The sequence below is a fragment of the uncultured Veillonella sp. genome (assembly GCF_938010505.1).
Classification (GTDB): domain Bacteria; phylum Bacillota; class Negativicutes; order Veillonellales; family Veillonellaceae; genus Veillonella.
The window spans coordinates 1-19,583 of the sequence record NZ_CALLVP010000149.1; the positions used below are offsets into that span (position 1 = coordinate 1).

General features: G+C 38.0%; 18 protein-coding genes and 1 tRNA gene. All 19 read left to right on the forward strand.

Features of this window, described 5'->3' with window-relative positions; genetic code table 11:
- The first annotated feature begins 182 nt into the window (after positions 1-182).
- A complete protein-coding gene (locus tag Q0507_RS09255) occupies positions 183-623 on the forward strand; it encodes an MOSC domain-containing protein (protein WP_298715333.1) in 441 nt (146 codons plus the stop codon).
- 26 nt (positions 624-649) lie between these two features.
- On the forward strand, positions 650-1,615 hold the full coding sequence (moaA, locus tag Q0507_RS09260; protein WP_298715334.1) for a GTP 3',8-cyclase MoaA: 966 nt from the start codon (positions 650-652) through the stop codon (positions 1,613-1,615).
- 1 nt (position 1,616) lies between these two features.
- Positions 1,617-1,919, forward strand: coding sequence for a hypothetical protein (locus Q0507_RS09265; RefSeq protein WP_298715336.1), 303 nt, complete (start codon positions 1,617-1,619; stop codon positions 1,917-1,919).
- An 83-nt stretch (positions 1,920-2,002) separates the two neighbouring features.
- A tRNA-Lys gene (locus Q0507_RS09270) sits at positions 2,003-2,078 on the forward strand.
- A gap of 280 nt (positions 2,079-2,358) precedes the next feature.
- Positions 2,359-3,300, forward strand: coding sequence for a Dyp-type peroxidase (locus tag Q0507_RS09275; RefSeq protein ID WP_298715338.1), 942 nt, complete (start codon positions 2,359-2,361; stop codon positions 3,298-3,300).
- Positions 3,301-3,486: 186 nt separating this feature from the next.
- The gene (thrC, locus tag Q0507_RS09280) at positions 3,487-4,986 is read left to right on the forward strand and encodes a threonine synthase (RefSeq protein ID WP_298715340.1); all 1,500 of its coding nucleotides are present in this window, start codon (positions 3,487-3,489) and stop codon (positions 4,984-4,986) included.
- A gap of 184 nt (positions 4,987-5,170) precedes the next feature.
- Entirely contained in the window at positions 5,171-6,058 is an 888-nt protein-coding gene (locus Q0507_RS09285; RefSeq protein ID WP_298715342.1) for a DMT family transporter, read from the forward strand.
- A 172-nt stretch (positions 6,059-6,230) separates the two neighbouring features.
- A complete protein-coding gene (locus tag Q0507_RS09290) occupies positions 6,231-7,898 on the forward strand; it encodes an ATP-dependent endonuclease (RefSeq protein WP_298715344.1) in 1,668 nt (555 codons plus the stop codon).
- A 285-nt stretch (positions 7,899-8,183) separates the two neighbouring features.
- Positions 8,184-8,651 (forward strand): large conductance mechanosensitive channel protein MscL, encoded by a 468-nt coding sequence (gene mscL / locus Q0507_RS09295; protein ID WP_298715346.1) that lies wholly within the window; start codon positions 8,184-8,186, stop codon positions 8,649-8,651.
- Positions 8,652-8,774: 123 nt separating this feature from the next.
- On the forward strand, positions 8,775-9,824 hold the full coding sequence (locus Q0507_RS09300) for a D-glycerate dehydrogenase (protein ID WP_298715347.1): 1,050 nt from the start codon (positions 8,775-8,777) through the stop codon (positions 9,822-9,824).
- Between the two features lie 82 nt (positions 9,825-9,906).
- Positions 9,907-11,595, forward strand: a complete 1,689-nt coding sequence (locus Q0507_RS09305; RefSeq protein WP_298715349.1) for a glutamine--tRNA ligase/YqeY domain fusion protein — start codon at positions 9,907-9,909, stop codon at positions 11,593-11,595.
- Between the two features lie 190 nt (positions 11,596-11,785).
- A complete protein-coding gene (locus tag Q0507_RS09310) occupies positions 11,786-12,418 on the forward strand; it encodes a hypothetical protein (protein WP_298715352.1) in 633 nt (210 codons plus the stop codon).
- Positions 12,419-12,522: 104 nt separating this feature from the next.
- Positions 12,523-13,110, forward strand: coding sequence for a DUF3793 family protein (locus Q0507_RS09315; RefSeq protein WP_367268466.1), 588 nt, complete (start codon positions 12,523-12,525; stop codon positions 13,108-13,110).
- A 10-nt stretch (positions 13,111-13,120) separates the two neighbouring features.
- Positions 13,121-13,540 carry a flavodoxin gene (locus Q0507_RS09320; protein ID WP_298715356.1) on the forward strand — a complete coding sequence of 140 codons (420 nt, stop codon included), beginning with the start codon at positions 13,121-13,123 and terminating at the stop codon, positions 13,538-13,540.
- A gap of 524 nt (positions 13,541-14,064) precedes the next feature.
- Entirely contained in the window at positions 14,065-14,697 is a 633-nt protein-coding gene (locus tag Q0507_RS09325; RefSeq protein WP_298715359.1) for a transcriptional regulator, read from the forward strand.
- Between the two features lie 9 nt (positions 14,698-14,706).
- Entirely contained in the window at positions 14,707-15,918 is a 1,212-nt protein-coding gene (gene dpaL / locus Q0507_RS09330) for a diaminopropionate ammonia-lyase (RefSeq protein WP_298715361.1), read from the forward strand.
- A 12-nt stretch (positions 15,919-15,930) separates the two neighbouring features.
- Entirely contained in the window at positions 15,931-17,241 is a 1,311-nt protein-coding gene (locus tag Q0507_RS09335) for a YgeY family selenium metabolism-linked hydrolase (protein ID WP_298715362.1), read from the forward strand.
- Positions 17,242-17,398: 157 nt separating this feature from the next.
- A complete protein-coding gene (gene ygeW, locus Q0507_RS09340) occupies positions 17,399-18,592 on the forward strand; it encodes a knotted carbamoyltransferase YgeW (RefSeq protein ID WP_009350980.1) in 1,194 nt (397 codons plus the stop codon).
- A 69-nt stretch (positions 18,593-18,661) separates the two neighbouring features.
- Positions 18,662-19,583: carbamate kinase (gene arcC / locus Q0507_RS09345; protein WP_298715367.1), on the forward strand; the 922-nt coding region annotated here is incomplete at its 3' end.

A 19,583-nucleotide genomic window follows, 5' to 3' on the forward strand; every position in this document is an offset into this window, starting at 1 on the left:
GTTCTTTTTAGTGATTAAATTCACAGGGAAAATGTATGAATACTATGCTATAATAAATAGATAATTGTAGAACTATTTTCGGTACTTTTACCAAAATGAGAATTCTCAGTTTAAATTTACAATTATATGTTTATATAAAGTTATGTATATATGGTATATTCCCATAAGAAGGGAAGGGCTAGATGGCAGACGGAAAAATTATTGCTATCTCCATTAGTGAGAGAAAAGGACAAAAGAAACATAATATAGAAACTGCTAATCTCATTGTAGATCATGGGATGGAAGGCGATGCACACGCAGGTAATTGGCACCGCCAAATCAGCTTGCTTGGCATTACGAGTATTGATCATATGCGGGCACAAGGGGCAGATGTCAAACCTGGTGATTTTGCAGAGAATATCACCGTTGAAGGCATGGTGCTTTATGAATTAGCGGTAGGTACCCAATTACAAATGGGAGCTGATGTAATTCTTGAAATTACACAAATTGGCAAGGAATGCCATCATGGTTGTGAAATCATGAAACAAGTTGGCTCTTGCATTATGCCTACACAAGGCATCTTTGGTAAGGTTCTTAAAAACGGCACGATTCGCGTAGGTGATGAAGTATCTATTATTAAATAATTTTGAATTGGTAAACGAGGTGTGTTATGAAAGACGCATGGGGCCGTACAATTGAATATGTACGTCTGTCGCTGACAGATGCGTGTAATTTTTGTTGTCCCTACTGTCGACCTGCAGAAATTACGCCTCAAAGTCAAACACAACTATTGTCTGTTAATGAGTGGATGATAATATTAGGAGCTTTCCATCATATTGGTGTGAAAGCAGTACGCCTCACAGGTGGTGAGCCATTACTCTATCCTCATATTGAAGAGCTACTAAGTCGTATCAAAGAATCAGGTTGGTTTGAAGATATCTCTATGACTACCAATGGTAGTTTATTAGCCTCTCGAGCGCAACGGTTGAAAAAACTTGGCTTAAATCGTGTGAATATCAGTTTGGACTCTCTTGAAAGTGAAGCCTTTGCTACCTGTGTAGGTAAAGATGGTCAACTTGAGTCTGTGCTAGATGGCATACGTAGTGCTATTAATGCTAACTTTAAATCCGTTAAGATTAATACCGTTTTATCTCGTTATTGGTCTGATGATGAAGTTAAGGCTTTGTTGCAGTATGTAGAAAAATGGCCTGTTGTATGGCGGTTCATTGAATACATGCCGTTTCAAGGTGACGCATTCCATGGCCCTACCTTTGATGAATGGAAGGCTCAATTAGAACGCGTTAGTGGCGGATCTCTCACAGAGGTTCATTCTGTTTATGGCTTTGGACCAGCTACATATTTGGCACTACCTAGTGGTAAGGTTGTGGGCTTTATTTTTTCTATGTCTCATAGTTATTGTGATACCTGCAATCGTGTGCGCCTTACATCTGATGGCCAAATGCGATTGTGCTTGTTGCGAGATGATGAGGCTGACCTTGTATCGCTCGTGCGCAATGGTGCCTCAGAAGAGGCTTTAGCTAAGCATATCGAACGTGCTTTACAACGAAAACAAGAACGACATGATGGTATAGGCATGGAGCAACCAGAACGACCAATGTGGCGAATCGGAGGGTAGTATGGGATTTTTTGATTTTTTAAAACCAAGATCAAAGGAACATATTGAAGCATGTTGGCCGGGCGGAAAGATGCTTCAAGTCCATATAGAGTATGATACACAAGAGTCTGTATTTACCTATTTTGGTCGCTATGGTTTACAATTTACTGTTCCTAAGGCTAACTTAACGGATATTATTGTTAAAGAAGTAAGCCGCACTCACAGTGTGCTTCAACTATATAGTGGTGAAGACTGCGTAGGAACAAGTGATTTGTTACCTACAGAGGCATGTAATACCATGAAGGATTGGGTGTTACAATATTAATAATATGAATGTAGCTGTTTTATAGGAGTGTAATTAATATTCTTTACATTCCTATAAAATAGGCATATAATAAGTCATGTCATGGACCACTAGCTCAGCTGGCAGAGCACCTGACTCTTAATCAGGGTGTCCAGGGTTCGAACCCCTGGTGGTCCACCAGAGTAAAGAACTCACATTTGGTGTGAGTTCTTTTTTTGTAAATAATTTTTATTTACCTTTTATATATCTTTTTAGACTTTACATATTTATTTACATGGTTAATATACGTTGTGATTTAATCTTATCTTTTTCTAAATGAGTAGTCATTGCTGTAATTAAGTTTATGAATTTTGACATTAATAGGATACGACATTGATACAATATAATATATTTTATAGACAGTAAAATTATAATAGCTTATGATGGCTGTATAATAGTTTTTCTCATTAGGAGGTACCAAATGGCAGTAGATGTTTCTAGAACACAAGATGTGTATAAAGATGCTGGCCAAAGTGTCAACTTCACTACTTTGTTATTAAATCGTAAAGATCATGAGTCAGAACTTGAAGTGATTCAAGATATGGCAGATAGAATCCAAGCAATTAAACGTTCTGTCAGCATTCGTGCTAACAATTCTGGTTTAGCTATTGCTTTTGGTTTTAGCCGTAAAGCATGGGATTATTTATTCCCTAATGCACCAGTACCAAAAGAATTAGAAGATTTTACTGGCATTAAAGGGGATAAACAAGACGTACCTGCTGTACCAGCTGATTTGTTCCTCCATGTTCGTTCTAATGATGAGTCTGTGACATATACTGTTGTAGACCAAATTATGGGGTTCTTACGTCCTATTACATCTGTGGTAGATGAAACTCATGGCTTCCATTATGAACAAGGTCGAGCTATCATCGATTTCGTAGATGGTACAGAAAACCCTGTAGGTGAAGAGGCTGTAGAGTGGGGCGTTATCGGTGATGAAGATCTTGAATTCACAAATGGCTCCTATGCATTTGCTCAAAAATATATTCATGATTTAGATGCGTGGCGTGAACTTCCTACTGAAATGCAAGAAAGCTTTATAGGTCGTCATAAATTTAGTGATATTGAATTAGATGATGATAAAAAAGATCCAGCTGCTCATACAGTAGTTGCTCAAGATAATCGTGATGATGAAGAACATAAAATCGTTCGTATGAATGTGCCGTTTGCACAACCAGGCCAAGGTGTACGTGGTACATACTTTATCGGGTATGCTCGTTACTGGGATGTAACGAAAACAATGCTTACTAATATGTTTACTCAAAATGATAAGTTGTTAGACTATTCTAAACCGATTACAGGCATGTTATTCTTCATTCCATCCCTTGATACATTAGATGCGATAGCAGAAGGTGAACTATAATCGATTTGAACTTATAGGTATTGCCAACTTCAATATTCCTAAAATAGGTCAAATAACAGGCTAATTACATTCGTTAAATCTTAATAATATATTATTCTATAGAAAGCGCCCCAAGTGGGCGCTTTTATGCTATAATAAATCTATTAAACTCGTAAAAATCCATTGTAGTTATGAATGAGGTATTCCATGAATTATACTAGCACCCGCGGTACCGTTGCGGTAAATGAAACATATGCATTGTTGCACGGCTTAGCAGAGGATGGTGGTCTATATGTACCATCTTTATTTCCTACGAACTGCTTGACTTACAATGATGTAAAAGATAAAAACTACCAAGAGGTAGCAGCCGTTGTTTTAACGAAGTTGTTTCCATGCTTTTCAGAAGCTCATTTAAATGAAATGATCAACTCTGCTTACTGCGATGCTAATTTCAGCACCCGCGATATTGCACCATTACACTCTTTATTAGAAAAGGTTTCTGTATTGGAATTGTTCCATGGCCGCACACAAGCTTTCAAAGATATGGCTTTGTCCTTATTCCCATATCTGTTAGTGGCAGCTAAAGAGGCGGAAGGTGAGAAAAAAGAGGTTCTTATCTTAACGGCTACTTCTGGTGATACTGGTAAAGCGGCACTTGAAGGCTTTAAAGATGTACCTGGTACTCATATTCAGGTATTCTACCCAACTGATGGAGTTAGTCCTATGCAAGCGGAACAAATGCAAAAACAAGAAGGGGCGAATGTCAATGTCACCGCTATTCATGGCAACTTTGACGATGCTCAACAATTCTTGAAACGCCTCTTTGTTGATAAAGCAACTGCAGAAGAAGTCGCTGAAAAAGGAGTTATGTTCTCTAGTGCAAACTCTATCAATATTGGTCGCTTAGCTCCACAAGTGGTTTACTATGTAAATGCCTATGCTGAACTGGTTGCACAAGGTGCAATCCACGAAGATGAAGCTTTCAACGTTGTAGTTCCTACAGGTAACTTCGGTAATATCTTGGCTGCTTACTATGCTAAAAAAATGGGTATTCCTATCGGCAAATTGATTTGTGCATCTAATCAAAATAACGTACTTACTGACTTCTTTGAAAACGGTACCTACGATATGAACCGCCCGTTCTATACGACAATTTCTCCATCTATGGATATTCTTGAGTCCTCCAACTTTGAACGATTCTTGTACTATATATCTGGTGAAGATAGCGAACGTACAGCGGGTTGGATGAAAAATCTTAAAGCCACAGGTAAATTAACTGTTAACCAAGAAGAACTAAAACGCGTTAAGGCAACCTTTGCTGGTGCCTACGTTGATGATGAAGAAACAAAAGCAATCATTGAACAAGTATATAATTCTTACGGTTATGTAATGGATCCTCATACGGCGGTTGCTATGGGGGCGTATATGAAGGAGTTGGAGAAGCATCCTGAAGATGGCGCTCGTCATACAGTGATTGCATCTACAGCACATCCATTTAAATTTCCTACACCAATCTGTGAGGCATTGGATATCAGGGTGGGCGATACTCCTTATGAAAGCTTAGATAATATTTCTGCTGTAACGGGTGTTGCCTTCCCTAAACAATTGGAAGCGTTACAATCTAAACTATTGCGCTTTACAAAAGCAATCGACAAAGAGACTATGAAACAAGAAATCTTAGACTTTGTAGATACATTCTCTAAATAATACAATGCCGCCTTTCATTAGAAGGGCGGCATATCTATATGTTTCTTATTGAGTAATCATTTTTTCATTAAATTAACATTCATAATATATAATATGAAATTTTGTTAGTATTTATTGATGTATCCATTATTTATAGAAACATGGGGTTATAATTATATAGAGAAATATAATTATAGGAGGGGCTATGGCTAAAAAGGGCCTTATATATGCATTGTTATCGGCACTTTTATTTAGTACGATGAATGTATTCGTAAAAATGTTAGGGACAAATATTCCACCTGGGGAGATCGCTTTTGCCCGTGGGTTCTTTGGGACTGTTGCGGTACTCATTATCATGTATGTGAAGGGAATCCGTTTTTCAAAAGAGGATAGGGGGCTCCTTGTCATGCGTGGCCTATATGGCGGTTTTGGTATGGTATGTAATTTTATCGCTTTGGTACACATAAAACTATCTGATGCAACAATTCTATTTCAGACGACAGGAATATTTGTTTTTATCTTTAGTGCTCTGTTTCTGAAGGAATCGATACCTAAAGGGGCTGGCAAATGGCTCGGAGTTATTTTGATTGCTGTCTTAGTCATGGTGAACCCTTTTAGTTATGAATCATTTTCTTGGTATGCCTTGGTGGCTATTTTAGGTGCTGCTCTAGCTGCGGCGGCTTATACGACGATACGAACTATTAGTAAACGCGGACAACATAGTAATTTTGAAATTATGGCCTATTTTATGATTACTGGTATGATTGCGGGCCTCGTCACTACAGAACAGCTCGTTATGCCTCAAGGTACAGACTGGCTCATTATCTTTGCTATCGGTGGTATCAGTGTAGTGGCTCAGTTTTTCTTGACTGGCGCCTTTGTTACGACCAATGCTGTAGTGGCTCAATTCTTGCAATACGTTGGCGTCTTTATTAGTTCCTTCTATGGGTTCTTAATCTTTGGTGAAAGCTTATCCATAGCAACAGTAGGAGCTGGTATTGCTATGTTTATATCCTCTGTCATGTTGGCGCGTCTTAAAGAACAGAGTGGTCCATTAAGAGAGGGCAAGGTTATAGAGGATAAAATTAAATAAATGTCGAATATATACAGTATCAGACTGTATATGACAGTGGGGGTGCTGATTACATTCGTGATTGGCACCTTTTTACATAAAAGATAAAATACAGGGATATTAGTTAGTGATTTATTGTAATGAAATATACTAGAGCTTTTTCATTTTGAAAGTAGCTACAGACGGAGGAGCTATGTATATAAAATGGATGCATATTGAAAACTATAGGAACTTAGCGGATGTAACGTTGAGCTTTCACAATGATATTAATTATTTTGTCGGTGAGAATTCGGTAGGTAAGTCTAATTTTCTAGATCTCTTAGAAATTATCATGGAGTGTCATGGTTTTATTGAAAGTGATTTTACGGATGTAAATAAGCCTATCCGCATTGATTTTGAAATATCTCTAGGTGAGTTAAATTATAAAAGCATGTATACTGCTGATGAGGGACCTACCTACCGTTTACGACTTGAACAAGTTGTACAAGAGGTATATCCACGATTATACAGAGTCACTGATGCAGGGATTGAGCCTATGCCGTTGTCTATGATTCGTCATGCTTTATATGTGTGTCATCGCGACACCTCAGAGCAGGAACTGTTTTCTATACCGTCCTCTATATATGTAGAATTAGGACAGCTATTACAAGCTTATGTGTCTCGATTAGAAATGCCTACTGATGATTTTCAGCGTGAAATTGTTAGTTTACGTAAGGATTTAGATCCTTACTGTATGCTCAATATTCAACATCTTGTAGAGGTATTGTCTACATCCTCCGCTATGGAACGTAAGTATTCTGCTGATAATGTACGATTGATTATGGCTGTGGCTCTCAAGATTTTGGCTCAAATTTATATGAAAGTGAGTAGTGCAACTACAAATTTAGAATCTTTACTTGTATATGATGCAAAGGGACACAAGTTTTTACCAATCTTTATAAGTGTGGATGAGCCAGAGCTACATTTAAGTCCGTATTTGCAACGGGCTGTGCTCAATTATTACCGTCAAATTGCAACTAATGAAAATGAAGAGTTTTTAGCATTGCTGCGAGATATTTTTAAAATAGATGGATTATTGGGACAGCTCTTTGTGGTTACTCACAGTACGGATGCACTAGTTGACGATTATCGTCATATTATTCGGCTTTATCGGGATGAAAATAATATGGTCTGTGCAGCGTGTGGAGTTACTTTCAATTTCCCTAAAGAGGTAGAGAAACACTTGATTATGCATTTTCCTGAGGCAAAAGAGGCTCTATACGCTCGGTGTATTATTATCGTAGAAGGGGAGACTGAGTACGGTAGCTTTACAGGCTTTGGTAAAAAATTAGGCGTGGACTTTGACTATTTTGGAATCTGTCTTATCAACGCTCGGGGCGAGTCCTCTATCAGTAAATTGCAAAAATTGTTTAATAGATTCTCTATTCCTACAGTAGCGCTCTATGATCGCGATGTAGAGGGAAAATATGCAAAAGCACATAGCAATATATTTTACACACAGGAAATTTGTTTTGAAATGGATTTTGTATCATATTTGCTTGCGATGCACAAGCGTTCCATAATGGATACCATTATTAAGGATATTATTGATGATGCTCGGCCAATGGTAACAAAGGATATGGCAAGGCGTGGTTATGCTAAATTAGGTATTACTAAAAGCCAAATTGTACAACGATGTTTACCAAATATTTCGGATCGTAAGTTGGATGATTTACATATCTATTACTTCTCTTGGTTTTATGCTAATAAAGGAGTAATTGTAGGGCGTCGTATAAGTCAATTTTTAGAAGCTTCTATGATACCTCCTGCGTTTATCGCCGTAATAGAGCGTGCTAAACTTCTTTCGCTGGGTTTAGGTTGATGGAGCCAATACATTATTACATCTAATTAATAGAGTCTAACCAAAGTTTTGTTAGACTCTATTTTTTAGGAGGTAACATAGCGTTTTAGAGTGTAGGCATAGGAAATATGGTGTAAAAAATACGCATAATAAGCGATTTATTACAATAATAGATAGAATTATGAAAAACTATATTAACTAAATTTTAAAAACTACATCGAAATTTCTTGACATCTTTTTATCTTTATTTTATGATTAGCACTGTTATTAATGCATTCTCAATTAAACGTATCTAGGAGTATGAAAATGAAAGACTTTTTAAATGACTTTAAAGCATTTGCTTTCAAAGGCAATATGATGGACCTAGCTATTGGTATGATTATTGGTGCTGCTTTCACAGCATTGGTTAATTCTGTTGTAAACAACCTATTCATGCCTGTTCTCAGTGTATTCACAGGTGGTATTGATTTTAGTAATTTGTACTTGCCATTGAGCACAGGTTCTAAAGATGCATTCATGGCTGGTGCTGATATTGCTACAGCTCGTGCAGCTGGAGCTGTATTGCCATATGGTACATTTATTACTGATTTGATTCAATTCTTGATTTTGGCATTTGTTGTATTCTTGATGGTTCGTGGTTTGGCTAAAATGATGAAATCTGCGAAAGAAGAGGAAGTTGCAGAAGCACCTGCAACGAAAGAATGTCAATTCTGTAAATCTGAAATCAATATCAATGCAGTTAAATGCCCTAATTGTACTGCAGATTTGAACTAATTCAAATTTAAATTATACATAAAAGGAGTGAGGTTTTGGCCTTACTCCTTTTTGTTGTATTACGTTAGCTTTCTAGTATAAAATATAATTATAATATATAGAATTTTTTAGGGAGGGATATACATGGAAAAGAAACCTCTAGTAGTAGTAAATGGACTGGTTCGCAAAGATGCGATTGCATATTTAAAAGAGCATGTAGATGTGCGCCAATGGACTGAAAAAACAGTGATGCCTCGTGAGGTACTGAAGGAATGGCTCATTGATGCGGATGGTTTGTGGTGTGTACGACCTTTAGATGTAGATGGTGATCTTGTAAAGAATGCGCCAAATTTAAAGGTTATAGCACAAGCGGCCGTAGGTTATGATAATATAAATATTGATGAACTAACAGCGGCAGGTATTCCTTATGGCAATACGCCAGGTGTTCTCAATGAAACGGTAGCAGAACTTGCATTTACGTTGATTGCCACGGCTAGTCGTCGTATTATAGAAAATGCTAACTTTGTAAAAGACGGTCGTTGGGCTCAAAGACCTTCTAATATTAAAGGCTTTGATTTGAGTCGTCGTACTCTTGGTATCATTGGCATGGGGGCTATTGGTGTATCTATTTCTCGTCGTGCCCGTGCATTTGGTATGACTGTTGTATATCATAATCGTAACCAACGTTTAGATGATAAGATTCATAAGACTACTTATATGGAGTTAGATGATTTATTAGCCACTAGTGACGTAGTATGCGTTATGGCTCCGTTGACAGATGAAACATATCATATGTGTGATGAAGCATTTTTCAAGAAGATGAAGAATACCGCTTTATTTGTTAATGTTGGTCGTGGACCTATCGTAGATACTGATGCACTTATCAATGCTCTTAAAACGGGTGAAATCGATTATGCTGCCCTCGATGTAACAGATCCAGAACCATTACCAGCGGATCATCCATTGTTAGATGTAGAAAATTGCCTTATTGTACCGCATATTGGTTCTTATACAGATCGAACTCGTTTAGATATGTCTATTTTGACAGCAGACAATATTATTGCTGGCGTTCATAAGAAACCTCTAAAGACTTGTGTAAATGAAGACGTAAACTACAAGAAACCACAAATGGATGTAGAGTCTGCATTGGAAGAGCTTAAAAAGGCTGGCGTTGATTTAGCTGATTTTGACTAAAATAACAAGACTTTAAAAGATATGCGGTTTTATACAAAATATGGTAAAATAAAAGAATATTTATCCTATGGAGGTAAGAACGTTGGAACATAAAGACATTGAAAAAAGTGTAGCTCCTGAAGAAGTTGTATCTGTTAATTTTATTGAAGCTATCATCAACAAAGATAACGAAACTGGCAAGTACGGTGGTCGTGTATTGACTCGCTTTCCACCTGAACCAAATGGTTATTTGCATATTGGCCATGCTAAATCTATCTGCCTTAACTTTGGTATTGGCAAGCAATACAATGGCTTAACAAATCTTCGTTTTGATGATACAAATCCAACAAAAGAAGATATTGAATACGTAAACTCCATTATGGAAGATGTAAAATGGCTAGGCTTTGAGTGGGCTGGTGAGGTTCGTTATGCATCCGACTACTTCGGTCAAATGTACGAATATGCTAAGAAGTTGATTACTCTTGGCAAGGCTTATGTAGATGACCAAACAGCAGAGGAAATTAAACAAACTCGTGGTGATTTCTCCACTTCAGGTATTAATAGTCCATACCGTGATCGTAGCGTAGAAGAAAACTTGGCTCTCTTTGAAGAAATGAAAGAGGGAAAATACGCTGATGGCGAAAAGGTATTACGTGCGAAAATCGATATGGCACATCCTAATATCGTTATGCGCGATCCTGTTATTTATCGTATTGTAAAAACAGAGCATCACAATACAGCTAATGAATGGGTAATATACCCTATGTACGACTATGCGCATCCTATTGAAGATGCTATTGAACGTATTACGCATTCTATTTGTACATTAGAGTTCGAAGTTCATCGTCCATTATACGACTGGGTGCTAGAGGACTGGGACGATACTGAAATTCCACAACAAATTGAGTTTGCTCGCTTAAATGTAACTAAAATGGTTATGTCTAAACGTAAATTGCGTGCTCTTGTTGAAGCTGGTCTCGTAGCTGGTTGGGATGATCCTCGTATGCCAACTATTTCAGGCTTGCGCCGTCGTGGTTATACTCCAGAATCTATTCGTGACTTCTGTGATCGTATTGGCGTAGCTAAAGCTGACAGCGTTGTAGATATTACGTTGCTTGAGTTCTGTATTCGAGAGGATTTAAAACTTAAAGCTACGCGCCCTATGGTTGTCGTGGATCCTGTGAAAGTTGTTATCACAAATTATCCGGAAGGCAAAACAGAACTTTGTACAATTGAAAATAATTCTGAAAATGAAGAACTTGGCAATCGTGAAGTTGTATTTGGTCGTGAAATCTACATCGAACGAAGTGACTTTATGGAAGAACCAGTTAAGAAATTCTTCCGTTTAGCACCAGGTAAAGAAGTACGCTTGAAAGGAGCTTACTTCATTACATGTACTGATGTTATCAAAGATGAAAATGGCAATATTACAGAAATTCATTGTACATATGATCCTGAAACTAAGAGCGGTAGCGGTTGTACACGTAAGGTTAAAGGCACATTGCATTGGGTTGAAGCATCTACTGCAGTAGATATCGAATCCCGTTTGTATGATTACTTGCTTAAAGACGATTCCGATGGTAAAGACTTCTTAGGTGACTTTAATCATGAGTCCTTGCAAGTGTTCAACAGTAAAGGTGAAGCAAGTCTTGCTACAACTGTACCAGGTGATCATTTCCAATTCTTGCGTCAAGGTTACTTTGTAACTGATAAAGACAGTACTCCAGAACATATTGTGATGAATCGTATTGTTGGCTTACGCGATAGTTGGGCTAAGGAACAAAAGAAATAGTATAACGCTTATTTTATATTACTATAATGTTAAAGAACCGCTCCTTGGTGGGCGGTTCTTTAACACTGGGTTATTACTATAAATACTATAATGAGAATAGGTGTTTAGAATAGCCTAAGCCATTGTTTGGCCTTAAACTCTAGATGTTGTATTGCTAGCTTATTATATTAAAGCTTTGATGAGGAAAAACATGAAAAAATTAATATTATTTGCTACGGCAGCGGCTGTGTTGGCATCTGTGCCAGTTACTGGTTCTGCAGCAAATATCAAGTCCATTTTAAATAGAAGTCAAACTGTAACATATCAAGGTGTTAAATTGCCTGAAGGTGTTACTATGTATCAAAACAACCCTAAAGCATTATTTGCAGGGGAAGGGAAAAAAGACGTTAAATCTGTACTTCTTGAAGCAGGTGTATCTTCTGCAGATGTATATACATTAAATATTAAAACAGAAAACGAAATGCGATATGCTGTTTATGCTAATGTTGTATTAGGTAAACAATTATCTGGTCGTATGAGTGAAGCAAAACATATGAATACAGATTCTTCCTCAATTGGTGCATTGGCCACTGCTATTAACAAGGGTGAGAGCCCTGCGCTGGGCACTTTTACGATAATAAATCCATTAGTAAAACAAGGCAATGCCTATGAAGGTACATTGAAATATAAAAGCGTAGCTAATAATAATTCTTATAATGAGATATTACATATTAGTATTTCTGAAGATAAATATACCGGTCCAAATGCACGCTTTATCGCTATTGATGAGCCTAATGATAGTATTGTATTCCCTAAAGTTAAAGGGTTATTAAATACTAAATAGTAAATAAATATTGAAAATATATATCAATCATTCTTGACAATTTTTCTCATCAAGAGTACTATGGGCATATAGGAATTATTCTCATTAGAGAGGATTCTAACGATGTGCAACAGGCAGGTACTATTATGATGAATTCAATTAACCATATCATTGGATATCATTGTGCACCGGCAATTCGAGGTATCAAGCTTTCGAATTTGGTTTCTATTCCACGGGACATGAATGAACAAATCCAATTTGTATTGACTGAATATAATAAAGAGTTCAATGAAAAAGGTTTGTTCTTCTTTGAATTGTGTCGTTGTAAAGCGCGTAGACTTTTATTTGTATTCCGTGAAAAACAATTACGAGACTATGTACGGCAACCTGCAGTTATGACATTTTTGAAAGCCTACGGTTATCATGATCGAATGAGCATTATGGAGATGCTTGAGCATCTTAGATACCGTATGGAAGCGAGTATTGATTTTCCACATGAAATCGGCGTATTTCTAGGATATCCACTAAAGGATGTGAAATGTTTCATTTCTCGTCGTGGTAATGGATACCATACGTGTGGAGAGTGGAAAGTATACCATGATGTGGTAGACGCAAAGCGCTCTTTCTTATGTTACAAAGTATGTCGTAAATTTTGTCAAACTCAATTGATGTTGGGAAAAACATTTAGTTCATTGGTCGCAAGAACGGCCTAGGAGGTACAAGATGATTGGTGTAATTTATTGGTCCGGTACAGGCAATACAGAACAAATGGCTCATGCAGTAGCTGAAGGTATCAAAGCTGCAGGTCAAGAAGTTGAAGTAAAATCTGTTTCTGAAGTATCTGTAGATGACGCAGCAGCTTACGAAAAATTAGCTCTTGGTTGTGCTGATATGGGCGCAGAAGAGTTAGAAGAAGGCGAATTCGAACCATTCTACGCTGAATTAGAAGCTAAATTGGGTGGCAAAAAACTAGCAATCTTCGGCTCCTATGGTTGGGGTGGTACTTGGTTGGAAGACTGGGGCACTCGCATTAAAGATGCTGGTGGCGAACTAGTAGCAGACGGCTTAGCAATCTTGGGTGAACCTGATGATGATGGCAAAGCACAATGTGAAGAATTAGGTAAAACATTAGCAAACGCATAATTTAATTCTAACAGTATACAAAGGCTGTAATAACAATTAACTCGTTATTACAGCCTTTTTTTGATTATATATAAGGTCGATATTTTTCTTAGAACTAATTTTTGGGTTCTTATGAATGCAAAGAATATTTATAAAGGAGATTTATAAAGCATATATATAAATACTGATATAGATATAAAGTATACGCATTATTTCTATAGAATTTGCTTATATGATGTTATGTAGGTTTCTTATCATTTTGTTATTAATAAAAATGATAAGTATGAAATTATTACCCTAAAAACTCAATATCTATATGTGTTTATCGACATTTGTAAATGATTATGCATGATTATAAATAACTTTAATGCATATTATAGTTGCATTTTTGAGAACATAGAACTATAATCAAGGTAAGAAACCTAACAAAAATTTAGGTTGTCACAAAATTAGTTAGATAAACTTCAATATACTAATTGATCTGTGGACTGAGGTTATTCAGTCAACTAGATAGTAACCAATACCGATGAGAGGGAGGTTATTTAATGAGTGCGCTAGAGCGTTTGCAAGTGATAGCTCATGGATTGGCCGTTCAGTTTGGGCCTTCTTGTGAAGTGTTGATACATGATTTACAACGTGATATCGATACATCACTTGTATATATTGAAAATGGAACCATCACTAATCGTCATGTTGGCGATGGGCCATCTCATGCCGTTTTAGATGTGCTAAGTCATGATGATGGCAGTGAAGGTAGATTTGGTTATCTTACAAAAACTAAAGATGGCCGAATTTTAAAATCTTCCACTATGTATATTCGAGATGATACGGGGCGCATAACTTACTTGTTAGGGATTAACCAGGACATAACCGAGCTTGTTATGATGCATCGGGCATTGGATAGTCTTGTAAGTACAGGTCAAGAGGATACTGGATCTGTTGAAAAAATCACGACAAGCGTATCAGAATTATTAGATGATTTATTACTAGAAGCAGAACGTTTGGTTGGTAAGCCCGGGCCACTTATGAATAAGGTGGAACGCCTAAAAGCTATTACCTATTTAAACGAAAAAGGGGCTTTTCTTATCTCTAAGTCTTCAGAGAAGATAGCAGAGTATTTTAATATTTCTAAGTTTACCCTTTATAGTGACTTGAATACTGTAAAGGAAGAATCCTAGGAGGCAAATATGGACCGAATTCAGTGGAAACGTAATACGATGGCACCATCTAGCGACAAGTTTTTGTCCGTTATGGATGTTAGAGAAATCAAGAAAGCTAAAGCATTTCATGAAAGTTTCCCACAATATAGCGTAACTCCACTTGTGTCGCTTAAGAATTTAGCATCTTATATCGGTGTTGATTCTCTCTTTGTAAAAGATGAGTCCTATCGATTTGGCCTAAATGCTTTCAAAGTATTGGGTGGCTCTTATGCAATGGGTAAATATGTGGCTCAACAACTTGGCAAAACAGTTGAAGATGTACCATATGATGTATTAACATCAGCAAAATTAAAAGAAGAATTTGGCCAAGCTACATTCTTTACTGCAACTGATGGTAACCACGGTCGCGGTGTAGCATGGGCAGCAAATAAATTAGGTCAAAAATCTGTAGTATTCATGCCAAAGGGCTCTACAGAATACCGCAGAAAACAAATTGAAAACGAAGGTGCTACAGTAACAATCGAAGACTTCAACTACGATGAGTGTGTACGCCTAGCAACTAAAAAATCTAAAGAAGTTCCAAATGGTGTTGTAGTTCAAGATACAGCATGGGAAGGTTACGAAGAAATTCCAAACTGGATCATGCAAGGCTATGGCACAATGGCTATGGAAACAGCAGCTCAATTAGAAGCTGAAAACTGCAAAGTTCCAACTCATGTATTCGTACAAGCTGGTGTAGGTTCTCTTGCTGGTTCCGTAGTGGGTTACTTCACTAACTTATATAGCAATGCAGCTAAAAAACCTAAATTGGTTGTTGTTGAAGCAGAAGCAGCAGCTTGCTTATACAAAGGCGCTGTAGCTGATGATGGGGAACCTCGCATTGTAGAAGGCGACCTTGAAACAATCATGGCAGGCTTAGCATGTGGCGAACCAAATACAGTTTCTTGGGATATCTTAAGAAACCACGCAGACGTATTCGTATCTGCTCCAGACTGGGTAGCACGTTTAGGTATGCGCGTTGGTGGTGCACCAATTAAAGGCGATACTCCAATTACAACTGGTGAGTCTGGTGCGGTTCCATTAGGTCTTGTAATGGCACTTATGACAATGCCAGAATATGAAGACTTACGCAAAGAGTTAGAATTAGATGCGTCTTCAAAGGTTCTCTGTTTCTCCACTGAAGGTGATACAGACCCTGAAAGATATAAAAACATTATGTGGTACGGTGAAGATCGTTAGGAGGCATTAATTATGGATTTACAAGCAATTAAACAAGCGGCGGCAACTTATGGCCCAGCGATGACAAAGTTCTTACGTGAAATCGTAGCTTTCCCTGGTGAAAGTGCTGAAGAAAAAGAGCACGTTCACCGCATTGAAAAAGAAATGATAGACCTTGGCTTCGACGAAGTTGAAATAGACCCAATGGGTAACATTCTTGGTTACATGGGTTCTGGTAAAACTCTTATCGCTTTCGATGCTCATATTGATACTGTAGGTATCGGTAACCGTGATAACTGGAACTTCGATCCATATGAAGGTTTCGAAGATGAAACACAAATCGGTGGTCGTGGTGTATCTGACCAATTAGGTGGTATCGTATCCGCTGTATACGGCGCTAAAATCATGAAAGATTTAGGCCTTCTTAACGATAAATATCGCGTACTTGTTGTAGGTACAGTTCAAGAAGAAGACTGCGATGGTCTTTGCTGGGAATACATGATTAAAGAACGCAATATTCGTCCTGAATTCGTAGTATCCACTGAGCCAACTGACGGCGGTATCTACCGTGGTCAACGTGGTCGTATGGAAATCCGCGTAGACGTACAAGGCGTATCTTGCCACGGTTCTGCTCCAGAACGCGGTGACAACGCTATCTACAAAATGGCAGACATTCTTCAAGACATCCGTGACTTGAATGCTAACTCTGCTGATGAAAGCACAGCAATTAAAGGTCTTGTAAAAATGCTTGACCCTAAATTCAACCCTGACCACTACGAAGAAGCTCGCTTCTTAGGTCGCGGTACTGTAACTACTTCCCAAATCTTCTACACTTCCCCAAGCCGTTGTGCAGTAGCTGACTCCTGCGCCGTTTCCTTGGACCGTCGTATGACTGCTGGTGAAACATGGCAATCCTGCTTGGCAGAAATCGAAGCATTACCACATGTTCAAAAATATGGTGCAAAAGTATCCATGTACGAATATGCTCGTCCATCCTGGACTGGTTTAACTTATCCAATCGAATGTTATTTCCCAACTTGGGTAATTCCTAAAGATCACAAAGTAACAGAAGCTTTGGAAGAAGCTTACACTAGCTTGTATGGTAACGAACGTATTGGTGCAGAAGACACAGTTGAAATGCGTAAAGCTCGCCCATTGACTGATAAATGGACATTCTCCACTAACGGTGTATCCATCATGGGTCGTAACGGCATCCCTTGCATCGGTTTCGGTCCTGGCGCAGAAGCTCAAGCACATGCTCCTAACGAAATCACATGGAAACAAGACCTTGTTACATGTGCAGCTGTATATGCATTATTACCATCCGTATACTGCAAAGACTAATATCACACATTAATTGAATTAGATCTATTTTAAACGGATATAACTAGAAAATAGTTAATTATTAAGGATTTCATATGGTACCTCACCATTTGATGAGGTACCATATAAAGTTAGATTCTAAGTAGCCCTTTAGGGAATTGAAAGAGAGGACTTACAGATGACAGACTTCAATAAAAGTATTGAAACTTTACAAAACTTAGACGTTAGCAAAATGTACGGCGAAGATTTCTTCTTAACATGGGAAAAATCTGATGACGAATTACAAGGTGTTTGGGCAGTAGCTGATGCATTACGTGCTCTTAGAGAACGCAATATCTCCACTAAAGTATTTGACAGCGGCCTTGGCATTTCTTTATTCCGCGATAATTCCACAAGAACTCGCTTCTCCTTTGCTTCCGCTTGTAACCTTTTAGGTTTAGAAGTTCAAGACTTAGATGAAGGTAAATCCCAAATCGCTCACGGCGAAACAGTTCGTGAAACAGCTAACATGATCTCCTTCATGGCTGACGTTATCGGTATTCGCGATGACATGTACATTGGTAAAGGTAATGCTTACATGCATGAAGTATCCGATGCAGTTAAAGAAGGTCATGAAGATGGCGTATTAGAACAACGTCCTACACTTGTAAACTTACAATGTGATATCGACCATCCTACACAAATCATGGCTGACGCAGCTCATATCATTAAAGAGTTCGGCGGTGTTGAAAATCTTAAAGGTAAAAAACTTGCTATGACTTGGGCATACTCCCCATCTTATGGTAAACCTTTATCCGTACCTCAAGGTGCTATCGGTTTGTTCACTCGTCTTGGTATGGAAGTTGTATTAGCTCATCCAGAAGGCTATGAAGTAATGCCAGAAGTTGAAGAAATCGCTAAAAAACAAGCTGAGGCTTGTGGCGGTTCCTTCCGCAAAACTAACGACATGAAAGATGCTTTCAAAGATGCAGACATCGTTTATCCTAAGAGCTGGGCACCATTTGGCGCTATGGAAAAACGTACAAAATTGTATGGTGATAACGACCATGAAGGCATTAAAGCATTAGAAAAAGTTCTTCTTGAAGAAAATGGTAAACATAAAGATTGGGCATGTACTGAAGAGATGATGAGTCTCACTAAAGACGGCAAAGCTCTTTACTTACATTGCTTACCAGCAGATATTACAGGTGTAAGTTGTGAAGAAGGCGAAGTAGACGCAACAGTATTCGATCGCTACCGCGTACCTCTTTACAAAGAAGCAAGCTACAAACCATATGTTATTGCAGCTATGATCTTCCTTAGCAAATTTAAAAATCCTGTAGAAACCTTAAAAGAATTAGAACGGAAGGGAACTGATCGAGTTCAACCGTAAAGTAAAGTTTAGGGGCCATCCGTGTTGATGGCTCCTTTTTTATCCTAGTTATTTGTTATGAGGAATAACATGAGAAAAAGAGTTGTAGTAGCATTAGGTGGGAACGCATTAGGCAATTCCCTTCCAGAACAAAAAATTGCTGTAAAAAGTACAGCAAAAACTATCGTTGATTTAGTTGAAGCAGACTGCGATGTAGTAGTAACTCATGGCAATGGCCCTCAAATAGGCATGATTAACAATGCGATGGCAGCGTTAACTCGTGAAAAAGAAGGTCAACCAAATACTCCATTATCCGTATGTGTGGCAATGAGCCAAGCTTATATTGGTTACGATTTGCAAAATGCTCTTCACGAAGAGCTCTTGAATCGCGGTATTAAAGATTTGCCAACAATGACTATGGTTACACAAGTACTTGTTGATCAAAACGACCCAGCTTTCCAAAATCCTACAAAACCAATTGGTCACTTCATGACTAAGGAAGAAGCTGCATACGCAGAAAAGAACTACGATTATGTGGTGAAAGAAGATTCTGGTCGCGGCTATCGCCGTGTGGTAGCTTCTCCAGTGCCAAAAGAAATCATCGAGTTAGAAGCTATTAAAGGCTTAGTTGGTAAACAATTAATCGTTGCTTGTGGCGGCGGTGGTATCCCTGTAACTAGAGATGGTAATGAACTTCATGGTGCAGCAGCCGTTATCGATAAAGATTGGACTAGTAGCTTATTGGCACGAGAAATTGATGCGGATGTACTCGTTATCTTAACAGCTGTTGAAAAAGTGGCTATTAATTTTGGTACAGAAAAAGAACAATGGTTAGATGAAATCTCTGTTGAACAAGCTAAAAAATATATTGCCGCAGGAGAATTTGGAGAAGGTTCTATGAAACCTAAAGTAGAAGCAGCTGTTGCTTTTGCGGAATCTAAAAAAGGCCGTGTTTCTATTATCACATTATTAGAGAAATCTAAAGATGGTATAGCAGGAAAAACAGGCACAC

Coding starts and splice junctions, on each gene's coding strand:
- Q0507_RS09275 (WP_298715338.1), top strand. CDS start 2,359: ATGGCAGTAGATGTTTCTAGAACACAAGATGTGTATAAAGATGCTGGC.
- Q0507_RS09325 (WP_298715359.1), top strand. CDS start 14,065: ATGAGTGCGCTAGAGCGTTTGCAAGTGATAGCTCATGGATTGGCCGTT.
- Q0507_RS09290 (WP_298715344.1), top strand. CDS start 6,231: ATGTATATAAAATGGATGCATATTGAAAACTATAGGAACTTAGCGGAT.
- Q0507_RS09265 (WP_298715336.1), top strand. CDS start 1,617: ATGGGATTTTTTGATTTTTTAAAACCAAGATCAAAGGAACATATTGAA.
- moaA (WP_298715334.1), top strand. CDS start 650: ATGAAAGACGCATGGGGCCGTACAATTGAATATGTACGTCTGTCGCTG.
- Q0507_RS09300 (WP_298715347.1), top strand. CDS start 8,775: ATGGAAAAGAAACCTCTAGTAGTAGTAAATGGACTGGTTCGCAAAGAT.
- Q0507_RS09285 (WP_298715342.1), top strand. CDS start 5,171: ATGGCTAAAAAGGGCCTTATATATGCATTGTTATCGGCACTTTTATTT.
- Q0507_RS09255 (WP_298715333.1), top strand. CDS start 183: ATGGCAGACGGAAAAATTATTGCTATCTCCATTAGTGAGAGAAAAGGA.
- ygeW (WP_009350980.1), top strand. CDS start 17,399: ATGACAGACTTCAATAAAAGTATTGAAACTTTACAAAACTTAGACGTT.
- mscL (WP_298715346.1), top strand. CDS start 8,184: ATGAAAGACTTTTTAAATGACTTTAAAGCATTTGCTTTCAAAGGCAAT.
- Q0507_RS09335 (WP_298715362.1), top strand. CDS start 15,931: ATGGATTTACAAGCAATTAAACAAGCGGCGGCAACTTATGGCCCAGCG.
- Q0507_RS09320 (WP_298715356.1), top strand. CDS start 13,121: ATGATTGGTGTAATTTATTGGTCCGGTACAGGCAATACAGAACAAATG.
- dpaL (WP_298715361.1), top strand. CDS start 14,707: ATGGACCGAATTCAGTGGAAACGTAATACGATGGCACCATCTAGCGAC.
- Q0507_RS09310 (WP_298715352.1), top strand. CDS start 11,786: ATGAAAAAATTAATATTATTTGCTACGGCAGCGGCTGTGTTGGCATCT.
- thrC (WP_298715340.1), top strand. CDS start 3,487: ATGAATTATACTAGCACCCGCGGTACCGTTGCGGTAAATGAAACATAT.